The following is a 269-nucleotide window of genomic DNA, read 5'->3' as shown; positions in this document are numbered from 1 at the left end:
GCCGCCGGGCCCATGCTGGAAGTGCGCCTGGGCAGCACCCTGGCCTTGCTGGAGGTCTGGAACCTGAAACTGAAGGCAGAAAAGGCGGACAAAGGCACGCGCGAGTACATCGAGCTGACGGCCGCCATGCTCGCGGTGTCGGCGGTCGGGCTGGAGTTGGGGGCGGTGGCGGTGGGGTTTGCCGAGCGAAGTCATAACACGGCGATTCGCCAGGCCGGGCGGGTGATGGGGAGTCAGTTGAAGTTGATGGCGGGGGTGTTGGCGGGGGG

Annotated in this window: 1 protein-coding gene; it reads left to right on the top strand. The window is 67.3% G+C overall.

Going from position 1 to position 269, the window contains the following annotated elements; all coding sequences use genetic code 11:
* Positions 1-269, top strand: a 269-nt coding sequence (locus ACM6J5_RS25940; RefSeq protein WP_414929603.1) for a hypothetical protein, incomplete at both ends; no start/stop codon positions are given.

It is taken from the genome of Pseudomonas sp. IT-P74, assembly GCF_949768175.1.
Taxonomy (GTDB): Bacteria; Pseudomonadota; Gammaproteobacteria; order Pseudomonadales; family Pseudomonadaceae; genus Aquipseudomonas.
This window is presented reverse-complemented; position numbering and strand designations above follow the sequence as displayed.